The sequence below is a fragment of the Marinarcus sediminis (SeqCode) genome, from assembly GCF_048571275.1.
In the GTDB taxonomy this organism is placed as follows: Bacteria; Campylobacterota; Campylobacteria; order Campylobacterales; family Arcobacteraceae; genus Marinarcus; species Marinarcus sediminis.
The window spans coordinates 2168617-2180817 of record NZ_CP182357.1 but is presented as its reverse complement, the minus strand read 5'-3'; the positions used below and the strand labels follow the sequence as shown (position 1 = coordinate 2180817).

Here is a 12201-nt window from a genome sequence, read left to right as displayed (position 1 = left end):
GTGTTATGCAAACCATTTTTTTACTTTTTCAAACATTCCTTCGAGTGTAGATTCATTTGGTTTGCTCTCAATTCCAAAACTCTCTTGAAGTTTTTCAAGGAGTTCTTTTTGTTCTGCATTGAGTGAAGTAGGGTACTTAATGGTAATTTGTACAATTAAATCCCCTTTGCCATAACCTTGTACTGACTTAACCCCTTCTCCTCTGAATTTGAACTGCTCTTTATCTTTGGCACCTGCAGGAATTTTAAGTTCTAATTCACCTCGTAAACTCGGTATTTTAATGGTATCTCCTAAAACGACTTGCGTAAAGAAAAGAGGCACTTCTAAATAGATGTCATCGTCATGTCGTACAAAATGAGAATCCTCTTTAACATGTATTTGTATGTATAAATCTCCACGTGAACCATCTGGTGCAATGTTTCCTCGGTTTGATACCCGAATTCTATTGCCCGTATTAACCCCTTCAGGAATATCTACATTAAAATTCTCTTTGATTTCATTGTAACCTGTTCCTGAACAATCTTTACATTTATCTGTGGCAGCTTCTCCCGTTCCTTGACAGTGTGGACAGGTTTGTGCAAATGTCATAAACCCTTGTCTTGTATGGATTTGACCTTGACCTTCGCAATACATACATTTAGAGAGTTTCCCGTTTTTTGCTCCGCTTCCATTGCACGATTTGCAAGCAGTTTTATAGCTGTATTTCACCTCTTTGTTAACACCAAATACGGCTTCATTAAATGCAATTTCCAGTTCAATCCCAATATCTAAATTATAGTTGTATGTTTTTCTTTTTTTTCGGCTTGAACTGCCAAATCCACCACCAAAAGCACTTCCAAACATCTCTTCAAATACTGAACCTAAATCATCAAAACCACCAAAACCGCCTCTTGATTGACCTTGACCTTCTAATCCTGCTTTCCCATATCTGTTATAGATTTCTCGTTTTTTTTCGTCACTTAAAACTTGATATGCTTCATTGATTGCTTTAAATTTCTCTTCGGCTTCTGCATCATTTGGATTTTTATCAGGATGATATTTCATTGCCATTTGTCTATAAGCTTTTTTGATTGTTCCTTTGTCAGAATCTCTACTTACTTCTAATAATTCATAATAATCAATTTCAGTCAACTTATCACCTTTCTGTATAAATTTTTCAGGGATTTTATCCAAATAATGATAAATATTAGATATAATCGCGTCATGAAACACGGATTAGAAAAATTTTATGACTTAGTTGATGCCTTTGAAGCTTTGCCTACAATTGGAAGGAAATCAGCGTTAAGACTGGCATATCATATTATAATGAATGACAACTATTGTGGCATTAAAATTGCCCACAGCATTGAAAATGCCATCAGTTCGATTAAACGATGCAGTTCTTGTGGATCTATGAGTGAGCATGAAATTTGTGAATTGTGTTTAGATGATACACGACAAAAAGAGCTGCTTTGCGTTGTACAAAGTGCCAAAGATATTTTTGTTATTGAAGAGTCACATCAATACAATGGTTTATATTTTGTCTTAAGCGAACTTGAAGAGATTGCCTTGCATAAACTTGAAGAGTTAATTATAAAAAATGGAACAACTGAACTCTTGTTTGCAATTACTCCTTCACTTTCCAACGATGCATTTATTTTATACATAGAAGATAAGTTACAAAAATTCAATCTTAATTTTACCAAAATAGCACAAGGTGTTCCAACAGGAGTAAGTTTGGAAAATGTCGACATACTATCCCTAGCAAAAGCCATACAGAGCAAAGTCGTTATTTAATTCTACGGTCATAGCCAACGAAATATTGACTTACGCTATTTTATTAATCGAGCGTTTTATAAAGTGCTGTGGCCTTATCTATTTCCTGTTGACTTGCTTTTCTTCTGCATGAGAGATACCCCGGATTTCCATTGCAACTTTCAAAAGGAAAAACAGTGGCATAAACCCAATAATATCCGCCTTCTTTGGTGGCATTTTTAACATAACCTGTCCAGACTTCACCTTTTTTAACTGTTGTCCACAGATCTTTAAAGGCAGCTTTTGGCATATCTTTGTGTCTTACAATATTGTGTGGTTTCCCCATCAGTTCTTCAAGTGTATAACCTGCTATTTCACAAAATCTGTCATTTGCAAATGTTATAATTCCTTTTTCATCGGTTTCACTGACTAAAAATGCATCATCTGTTAAAATTGTTTCATTATTCATTTTTATTCCTGATTAAATTTTTTACTATTGGCTTCATCAACTAAATTGTGTGCCAATAATTCAACGTCATTTGCAATTTTGGTTGTATTGTTTGCTTCATTTGCATTCTCTTGAGTAACACGGTCAAGCATAGAAACGGCATCATTAATTTGTTCAATACCCAACATCTGCTCTTTAGAAGCCGAAGAGACATTTTCAATAAGATGAATGGTTTCAGAAATATGCGTATTGAGTGTTTCGTAACCGCTTATCATTGAATCAGAAATATTTTTTCCTTCATTGGCTTTTTGATTGGCATCTTCAACTAAATTTTTAATCTCTTTGGCAGCATCGGCACTTCTTGTAGCTAAGTTTCTTACCTCTTGTGCAACAACTGCAAACCCTTTACCCGCTTCGCCTGCCGTAGCAGCTTCAACGGCAGCATTAAGTGAAAGAATATTGGTTTGGAATGCAATTTGATCAATGATATTTATGGCTTCACTAATAGCAGCAACTTTGGCATTGATTTCATCCATTGATGTTGCCGTTTGTTTTGCTAACTCTTGTCCAGAAAATACAGATTTTTTAACTGTTTGGCCCAAATCAGCCATTTGTGATGCATTACTTGCATTGTTTCTTGTAATAGAGGTAATCTCTTCAACAGCAGCAGCTGTTTGTTCCAATGAAGCAGCTTGTTCGTTGGCTTTATTGGCTAAATTATCCATAGAAGCCGTCATTTTATTGGCATTGCTTTGCAGAGTTTTTCCATTGGATAAATTCATTTTAGCAGCGTTGCTTAATGCATCACCTAAACTATTTATGCTGGTCATTACAGAGAGCATTCTCGCTTTTAGTGTGGGGTCAATTTTAAGTTTGGGTCTAAAATCATCACTGGCATAAGAGGTCAGTGTATTTTCTAAATCAATCATCTTTTTCTCTAAAGAATCAAGCATATCATTGACTGTTTTTTTAAGGGTTAAAACCATGGGATTTTTAGTATTTGATTTAACTCTACACTTAAATATTCCCTGTTTGACCTTGTCTGTTGTTAATACGATTTCACCAATTACATTAATATCTGATTTTATATGGGCATCTGTCTCTTTGATTTTAACATTCCATTTTTTAAACATTTCATCAACGGAAGCATTTCCCGTTTGTTCTATGTATTCAAATCTGTTTTGTTTGTATTGTGTGAACTCTATATATTGTTGAAAATATTCATCTATAATCTTAAGTTCTCTTTTGGACACTGAACCAAACATCACTTTCCTTTGTAAATTATTTTTTTCAGATTTTATAGCAATGAACCTTAATTCACTCTAATTTAAAGTGATATCTTCTTTATTTAAGTCTTGTTGCTTTTTTATTGTGTAAAAATGTACATTTTTTAATCATAATTACAGTGATTTTAGTTAAAATATCACTATGAATGAGAAAATAGTATGTCAAAAATGTGTTCATTATTATGTAACATGGGAACAAAACAGACCACATGGCTGTAAAGCATATGGCTTTAAATCTAAAGTTATGCCCTCTATTGTTGTTAAACAAAACAGTGGCATTGAGTGTACATTTTATAATCCAAAACAAAGAAAATAAACGGTAGAATAAAACTTTAATAAAAGGTATATGACTGATGAAATTAAAAATCTTTGTTGAAGAATTAGAGAAAAACAAGTCATTAATTTTGGCTCATTGGCTGAAAAATGATGATATGATGTTTTTGTTAAACAAGTATAACATCAGCAATGATTTTTTTATCAAAGAGTATGCTTTACATATTCTTAACCACTATATTGATGTTGCTAAAGGGAATAAAAAAAGTGGTGATTGTCCCACCATAGATAAACTGCTTGCTATTTTAAAGCACAATAATTTTCAAGTGGGTGAGCTTTTTTTGTTTTGCAGTGGATTTAAAAATGCTTTGATTTATATCTGCTACGAGTTAAATGAACCATCATATGAGTTAATTAAAGAGATTACAGATCTATTTGAAAAAAATTTCTCTGCTGTTTTGCAAAGCTATGTCAACACAGATAATGGCAACAGACTTTTAACTTTAGCAGAGAGATACCTTATTTTATCCAGTACCAATTGCGAGGGCATTATCACTTCTGTTTCACAAGCTTTTTGTGATATTTGTGGTTACTCTCACGAAGAACTTATTGGTCAACCTCACAGTATTGTAAGGCATCCTGATACGTCTGATGTATATTTTGAAGATATGTGGGAAACCATACAAAATGGCATGACATGGAGAGGTGAGTTTAAAAATCTTAAAAAAGATGGCAGCCATTATTGGGTGAGTGTAGCAGTTGAACCTCGTTATGATGAACAACAACATATCATTGGATATGATGCTGTAACACAGGACATTACACTTAAAAAAGAGATGGAAGAGCAAGAAGCTATTTTGGTTGAACAATCAAAATCAGCGGCAATGGGTGAAATGATTCCGATGATTGCACACCAATGGCGTCAACCTTTGCAAACCGTTTCTGTTTTGGTTCAAAAATTGCCTTTTACTAAGATGATAAACGGTGAACTTTCAGATGAAGTCGTTGAAAAGATTGTCAGTGATGTAGAGACACAATTGAATTATATGTCTAAAACCATTGATGATTTTAGACATTTCTTTAAACCTGACAAAACCAAAGAAGAGATTTTTATGGCCGATTTAATTAAAAGAACCATTGGTTTCTTGGAGCATATGTTAAAAGTGGATAATATTGAATTAGAAATAAATGCCATAAGCGATCTGAAACTCTCTTTGCATAGCAATGAAGTCATCCAAGTTTTGATTAATATTATCAAAAATGCACGTGATGCAATGATTGAAAAGAAGATAAAAAACAGAAAAATTATTTTGACACACTCTTACAATTCTACTCATGCAATTATTGAGATTCAAGATAATGCAGGTGGCGTTAAAGAAAAAATCATTAAAAAAATATTTGAACCCTATTTTTCAACTAAAACGGCTAAAAATGGGACAGGTTTAGGACTATATATGTGTAAAAAAATTATTGAACAACACTGCAAGGGTGTTATAAGTGTAAAAAATTTAAACGATGGTGTTTCATTTAAAATTGAATTACCATTACATTAGGAGAAAAAATTGTTATATAAAGATTTAAAAGATATGGTAAAAACACTTGGTTTTTTAACCATTGATGATTTTGCAAAGTATATTGGTGTGACTTCAGATGATATTTTAGAGTGGGAATCAAAAGAGAATGTTCCTTATTCTGTTTCGTTGATTGTACACCTTTTAAAAGGGGATAAAGCTGCACCCAATAATGTGCTTGATAATCTTGTTGAAGAGTGTTTGCCTTTGGCTTCACTTCTTGAAGAAGCTTCAAGTTTCCCCAGCAAACTCGAAGAGATGTTTTTATTACAAAAAGAGTTAAATGATTCGACCAATGGAAAAAATTGGGAGTTAGGTGTCAATAAATTTTCTAAAGAGATTAATTGGTTACGATGTATTCACATGGAAGTTGCAGAACTCATTGAATCAACCCCATGGAAGCATTGGAAAAATATCAATGCTGATCCTGATATGGATAACATTCATGTTGAATTGGTTGACATTTGGCACTTTTTAATGTCCTATATTTTACAAGAAACCAATGTGCCAAGAGCGGTTTCTTTGGTCAATACTCACTGTATTTATGAAGCAGTTTCAGAAGTAGATGTCAAATTAATGGTTACAGAAGCAGAAAAACTCTCTTACATTTCACTTGCAATTGCAACAGGAAATATGCCTTCTTTTTCAGGAATAGAACGGTTTATTGACCAATTTTTCAGATGTTGTAAAATTTCTGGCTTATCGTTCAATTGGCTTCAAAAACTCTACATTGGTAAAAATTGTTTAAATAAATTTAGACAAGACAATGGTTACAAAGAGGGAACCTACATTAAAGAGTGGAAAGGGAAAGAGGATAATGTTGTGATGATATCTATTTTAGATAAAGTCGATAACATCAGCTTCGAAGAACTCTATAAAAAACTCCAAGAAAACTACAAAAAAAACTTTTAAAACCTAAAGGCTCAAAAAATCTTTGAGCCTTAAAATCCCAAAATAATACTCTCTTTTTATCTTTAAGTATATTTTTTTGCCTCATAAATTATATTTTATAAACATCAATAGTGTATATAAAATATACAATAGTAATTTTTTTATGCTATACTAATCAGATTTTTATTGCAAGAAGGAAGAGAGTGTGGAATTAGACAGAAAAAAAATTGATGAACTTTTTGAATACATGAAAAATGTGAGTGAATTCAAAGAGGAGTTAGAAGATATCAGTAAAACTTGGGATCAACTCATACTTTTGAGCCAATTGGGTTCAACTGGCATCAATATGAGTCATACAAAAGAAAATTTTTCGCAATTAAAAACGGATTTAATCTATCAATTGGCACAAGAGACTTTAAAAAAAGTGGTCAATGAGATGAGTTCTAAAGCTTCTGTTTCTGTCGATATCGTTATTCGTAATCTTTTTGAAAGAACAGCAGATATTGGCTTTTTAGCAACAGATGACAACATACGAACTTTTTTATTGGATACTCAGAATTTTTATGACACTTTAAAAAGTAAAAATAGTCCAGAAGAGAGCACTGAAAACAATTTTATGCACTCGATGTACTCAAAAAAAGTCAATGTTATCAAAGAGCGATTTTCGGAATATGTTGCAAAATACAGCGTGTATTACGATATTGTCCTGTTTGATAAAGAAGGAAATATTGTTGCAAAATTGGATGATACAAACAGTGTATCAAAGGCGGACACCCAATTAATTGAACTTCTTAAAAATACAAACGAAGATTATGTAGAGACGTACCAATATCACAACTTTTTGCCTCAACATAACAAATCACTGGTCTATTCGTATAAAGTAACAAAAACAAACAACGATGATGAAATTATTGGTTTTTTAAGTTTATGTTTTAAATTTGGAAATGAAATGAAAGGGGTTTTTTCTCATTTGGTGAGCAAAGACAACAAAGAGACCCTTTTGCTTTTGGATAAAAATTGTACGGTCATAGCTTCCAGCGATCAATACCATATTCCTCTTGGGGCACCTTTGGATATAGCTGTTGATGAACCTTTTAAAATAACTCAATTTGCTGGACGTGATTATATTATTAAGAGTTGTAAAACAAACGGTTATGAAGGATTTTATGGTTTAGGATGGATGGGACATATTATGATTCCATTAGAGAGTGCATTTAAGGTTTATATCAATGATGTAAAAATTGAAGATGAGATTTTATTTTCAATCATGCAAAATCAGGATTTATTTAAAAAAGAGTTACTGGAAATTCCAGAAAAAGCAGAACAGATTCAAGAGGAACTTGACCGCGCAGTTTGGAATGGGAATGTTATGCCTTTAGACAGCGCTTCACATAACGCTGATTTTGCGCGATCTATCTTAAGAGAGGTCAGAACCACCGGTGAAAAAACAAAAGCCTCCTTTAATACATCTATTGAAAAACTCAATCAAACCATTATCTCTTCGCTTTTGAGTAATGCAGAGTTTTTGGCCTCCTTATCCATTGATATTATGGACAGAAATCTCTATGAAAGAGCCAATGATTGCAGGTGGTGGGCTTTGACTTCAACTTTTAGAACCATATTGAATAAAAAAGAGATTACCGATGAAGAGAAAGAGCAAATAACCAATATATTAAAATATATCAATAATCTTTATACTGTTTACACCAATTTAATTGTGTACGACACAGAAGGTCTCATATTGGCTGTTTCCAATGAAAATGAAACACACAGAGTCAATACAAAACTCCAAACACAATGGTATAAAGACTCGTTAAACCTTAAAGACTCTTCTAAGTATTGTGTCTCTGAATTTGAAGAGACTTTTTTATACGACAATAAAAATACATATATCTACTGTGCTCCTATCTTCTCTTTCAAAGGAAATCACTGTGTGGGTGGAATAGCCATCGTCTTTGATTCAAAAACACAATTTCAGGGAATGCTTTGCGATGCATTACCTAAAACAGATAACAGTGTTAAAAAAGGTGTTTTTTCACTCTTTGTTGAGAAAAAAAGTAAAATCATCTTAAGTTCAAGTAATACACTGCACCAAGAAGGAACTGTTCTCTCAATTGAGAGTGATTTTTTTAATTTAAATCAGGGAGAATCTCTGTCTAAAATAATGCCATACAATGATAAATACTATATTATAGGGGCAAAATGCTCTTCTGGATACCGAGAGTACAAAAGTAACAGTGATGAATACAGCAATGATGTTTTGGCTTTTGTTTTTATAGAAGCGGGAGAGTTAAATGCGTATCAAAACAAAAAAGAAGATTACTATAATAACTTCTATAACTATCCTATAGGGCAACAAGATGAAGTTGAAGAGATTGCCACTTTTTATGTGGGTTCTAAATGGCTGGGTGTTAAAACATCTCAAGTTGTTGAAGCCATAAGCATTGACAATTTAGAAACCCCCATCTCTTTGGAATCAGATCACCACTTTAAAGGAACCATTGCTTATAAAAAGTATATTGTAAGCGTATTGGATATATCTTCCTTTATTAAAAACAAAGTAGAAAAAGAGAAAAGTGATATTGTTTTAGTTTCCTATCAAGGTTCAAGTCATAAACACACCATTGGTATTGTTGTTGATCGATTAGGGGAAATCTTAAAGGTGCCTACAAATTGCATCAAACCTTTTGAAGAGCACTTGATTTGTGGAGGTATGTTGGCACAAAGTATTGTACAGCCTCCACAAGATAGCAACTCTAAAAACCTTTTGACCATTTTAGATATATCAAAGATAGGGGCATTAAAACAATCAGCTTAAAACGGTAATATCTTCAAAATCGTTTTTATATTTTACATAATGAGCAGCATGATGGATTAATCCTTCAACATCTTTGGTGTCAAGTTGTTTAACCACTTTAGCAGGTGTTCCCATAATCAAAGAGTGAGGAGGGAATTTTTTTCCTGCAGTTACCAGTGAATTTGCACCAACAATACTTCCTTCTCCAATTTCTGCACCATCTAAAACAGTTGCACTCATTCCAATGAGGCAACCATTGCCAATAGTACAGCCATGAAGCATAACTTTATGTCCAATAGTGACATCATCACCAATAATGGCAGGAATGTCAAGATCGGTGTGTATCATAGAGAGATCTTGAATATTGCTTCTTTTACCAATAATAATTTGATTGACATCGGCTCTTAAGACACAGCCAAACCACACAGAAGACTCTTCTGCAATTTGTATGTTTCCTATTAAATCAGCACTGGGTGCAATCCAAGCAGTGGGGGCTATTTGGGGAGAAAATTCTTTAAATTTTATGAGCATAAAAAATCCTATAATCTGTTTAGAAATATTATAGCGATTCGGTTTTAAAATTGCAAATAGGAGACCAAATTAAGTTTTTAACTTAATTTGGCTTTATACTCTAAAATAATAGGTTCGGAATAGTTTGGAACATCATCATAGGTAAAAATTGCATAATACTTATCAATATCTTTTGCTCCAAAATCATCGTAAGTATAATTGTCTGTTCCTGCATAAAGTTTTTGACCATCTTGAGGAGAAAGAGGCTTTCTAAAAGCATTTTTAATGACTTTAGCTCCAACAAAATCGCTCTCTTTTGGATTTTCCCACATTACTTTTATTTTTCCAGCTTCCATAATGAGTTGAGCATTATTGACTTTACTGACAGGGTATCTTCTTTTAGGAATATGTTCAACAACCAATTTTGGGCTTAAATTATGGTTACTGATCTCCCAAGAGACACTTTTGTCTTTAATGACTTTTTGTGCAGATGTTGGTTTTAAAACCAAGGTTATATCGGCTTTCTCTTTTAATTTCTCATTTAAAATAATTTCGGAAAATGAATCAAAAACAAAATATTGTGTTTGATTGTTCTTAAGTTCAGTGGCACTGACATCATAACCAATATTTTGGATAACTTCCCTGTGGGTTAAGGCCTCATAATCTTTATTGATGGTGGCGTCAATAAATTCTAAATGAAATCGAATATCATCTTTAATGTAGATTTTTGTTGAATTGAGTTCAAAGTAAACACGGGTAATCATGGTGTCATTGTAAGGAGGTAAAGAAGACAAATTAAACTCAAAAGTTGAATATATTTTATGTCCATCTTTATCATAACCTGCTGTTATTTCATCATCTTTTATTGCCTGCTTGGAAACAGTACAGACACTTTTAGGGTATAAAACAGTGGTTGTGGGTTCTATGGTATAAGTCAATTCTAATCTTGGTCGATAGGACAATCCAAAACCAAATTTCCCGTAACCTATATCCCACTGCATCATCTGTTTGGTTCGTCCAACTCTTAAGCCTTTAGGACCTTCAACTCTTAATACAATCATTCCATCTTTGACAGATTTTTTTAAATCTATACACTCTAAACCAGATAAACTCCATGTTCTCCATATCCCTTGTGTCAATTGATGAGACTCTGTAGGTCTTCCAATATATCGAATGATTTCCATACTCTCCACGTCGTCAAAATCAGTGATATTTCCCATCGTTTCTTGATTGACTAAACCAACGTTCCACTCTCCATACTTTTCAATCGTAGTTGAGACTCTGTTGATGGGATAAAGATTAAAAGAGGCCAATTTGATCAATGCATTATCTGGAAGAGTTTTTACATTAATGGTGATAACAGCATAAGATACTCCTTTGCTCTCATCAACACCAACAAAAAGTGAATTAATTCCAAAGTGTTTGTCATTATTATTGAGATTTTCAGCCACATAACCCGTAGCTTTGGCATTGGCATAATAAGTTCGACTGTATTCATCATACTCAATCAGTGTTCTGACCTTAATTTGCGGATAAAAAGGAGATTTTTGATTGGTTTTTTTATTGACAACTCGAATGTTGTAGTAGTAGTCTCTGTTTGAGAAAAGGTTAATGTCTTTGTACTCTAAGTTCTGTGTTTTTGCAATTAAATTAGAGCTGTTGCAAAAATTTTTGTCTCTTTGACTTCTATAAATTTCGAAATAAATTTTATCATTTGTGGGATAATCCCATTTTAAATTCACATGATTTGAACCAAATTCTGTTACTTCAAAAGAGTTGACTCTTTTGACTGAATTGTTTTTAGCATAGTTATCGGTCTCTTTTAAAGCAGCAATCAAAGCGGGGATGTGTTCTCGGATATTTTCATTCATATCTTCCATATAATCACTGATATTACGAGTACCTACTTCTACAACAGTTGAAATAATGTTATGTGAATAATAAAACTCTCTTCCGCTTCCAGAGATAAGTTTTGCAGGTGGTTTCCCTTGATGAATTCCATACTCCCGTCCAGAAATTTTTCTGATCTCTTCAGCCATATTTGCACATAATGTATTCATATCGGTTGTGTCAAGAGTATCTTCATGTCTGAAATCATGCGCAGGAAAAAATACATTTCCTTGGCTGTGATAATCAAGCGCAATTGTAATATTGGGGTGGGCTAAAACAAAATCTCTTAAGGCACACGTTTCTGGTTCACTGAATGGTTCAGGTCCACCATAGACATTTGAAGTGGTTATGGTGGATTTGACAAAACCAATAGGAAAATTTCGATTTAAATCTACGCCATAGGTTCCATCGGCATTTTGTCTTCGGTTTTTTCTCCAAAAAGAGAAATGATTTCGTGCATACTCATATCCATCGGGATTGGCACAAGGTACCATGTAAATAGTACTGACATTAAGATAGGTTTGCAAAGTGGGATCGGTTTGTAAATTTTCTAAAACGTATGTTGCAAAATCTATGGCCAATTCATGTCCAATCCACTCTCTGGCATGAATGGTTCCTGTGAAAAAAAGTGCGGGTTTTTTATCGGCATTTTTTAAATCTTTTGAGATGGTAATGAGGTTTATTTCCCTCTTTTCCCACGTTTGTCCTATCGATTCTATTTTAAAATTATTGGGGTAATCATGCTGAAACTTTTTAAAAATTTCAGTCGATTCTTCATACGAACGATAAAGCTGTTTCAAA

Annotated in this window: 10 protein-coding genes; 5 read left to right on the top strand and 5 right to left on the bottom strand. The window is 33.2% G+C overall.

What is annotated here, in order from left to right:
- Positions 1 to 3: 3 nt before the first annotated feature.
- Entirely contained in the window at positions 4 to 1131 is a 1128-nt protein-coding gene (gene dnaJ, locus ACNI3C_RS11020) for a molecular chaperone DnaJ (protein ID WP_419769851.1), read from the bottom strand.
- 72 nt (positions 1132 to 1203) lie between these two features.
- Between dnaJ and recR the strand changes: the two genes are divergently transcribed.
- Positions 1204 to 1776, top strand: a complete 573-nt coding sequence (gene recR / locus ACNI3C_RS11015) for a recombination mediator RecR (protein ID WP_419771461.1) — start codon at positions 1204 to 1206, stop codon at positions 1774 to 1776.
- A gap of 43 nt (positions 1777 to 1819) precedes the next feature.
- On the opposite strand, the gene ACNI3C_RS11010 is transcribed toward recR, so the two are convergent.
- Together ACNI3C_RS11010 and ACNI3C_RS12885 are read right to left on the bottom strand one after the other, a co-directional pair.
- Complete coding sequence (locus ACNI3C_RS11010; protein WP_419769850.1) at positions 1820 to 2203, bottom strand: PAS domain-containing protein; 384 nt, start codon at positions 2201 to 2203, stop codon at positions 1820 to 1822.
- 2 nt (positions 2204 to 2205) lie between these two features.
- On the bottom strand, positions 2206 to 3447 hold the full coding sequence (locus ACNI3C_RS12885) for a methyl-accepting chemotaxis protein (protein ID WP_490722731.1): 1242 nt from the start codon (positions 3445 to 3447) through the stop codon (positions 2206 to 2208).
- A 163-nt stretch (positions 3448 to 3610) separates the two neighbouring features.
- Here ACNI3C_RS12885 and ACNI3C_RS11000 point away from each other — a divergent pair, with 163 nt between their 5' ends.
- The 4 genes from ACNI3C_RS11000 (at position 3611) to ACNI3C_RS10985 (ending at position 9021) form a co-directional block, all read left to right on the top strand.
- Positions 3611 to 3784 carry a uracil-DNA glycosylase gene (locus tag ACNI3C_RS11000; RefSeq protein WP_419769849.1) on the top strand — a complete coding sequence of 58 codons (174 nt, stop codon included), beginning with the start codon at positions 3611 to 3613 and terminating at the stop codon, positions 3782 to 3784.
- A gap of 37 nt (positions 3785 to 3821) precedes the next feature.
- Complete coding sequence (locus ACNI3C_RS10995) at positions 3822 to 5294, top strand: PAS domain-containing sensor histidine kinase (protein WP_419769848.1); 1473 nt, start codon at positions 3822 to 3824, stop codon at positions 5292 to 5294.
- A 9-nt stretch (positions 5295 to 5303) separates the two neighbouring features.
- Positions 5304 to 6224: a dUTP diphosphatase gene (locus tag ACNI3C_RS10990; protein WP_419769847.1), complete on the top strand. Its 921-nt coding sequence runs from the start codon at positions 5304 to 5306 to the stop codon at positions 6222 to 6224.
- Between the two features lie 184 nt (positions 6225 to 6408).
- The gene (locus ACNI3C_RS10985; protein ID WP_419769846.1) at positions 6409 to 9021 is read left to right on the top strand and encodes a chemotaxis protein CheW; all 2613 of its coding nucleotides are present in this window, start codon (positions 6409 to 6411) and stop codon (positions 9019 to 9021) included.
- Here the strand turns inward: ACNI3C_RS10985 and ACNI3C_RS10980 are convergent.
- Positions 9013 to 9531 carry a gamma carbonic anhydrase family protein gene (locus tag ACNI3C_RS10980; RefSeq protein WP_419769845.1) on the bottom strand — a complete coding sequence of 173 codons (519 nt, stop codon included), beginning with the start codon at positions 9529 to 9531 and terminating at the stop codon, positions 9013 to 9015. The two genes, ACNI3C_RS10985 and ACNI3C_RS10980, sit on opposite strands and share 9 nt — an antisense overlap.
- A 77-nt stretch (positions 9532 to 9608) precedes the next feature.
- Entirely contained in the window at positions 9609 to 12200 is a 2592-nt protein-coding gene (locus tag ACNI3C_RS10975; protein ID WP_419769844.1) for a M14 family zinc carboxypeptidase, read from the bottom strand.
- Position 12201 lies beyond the last annotated feature (1 nt).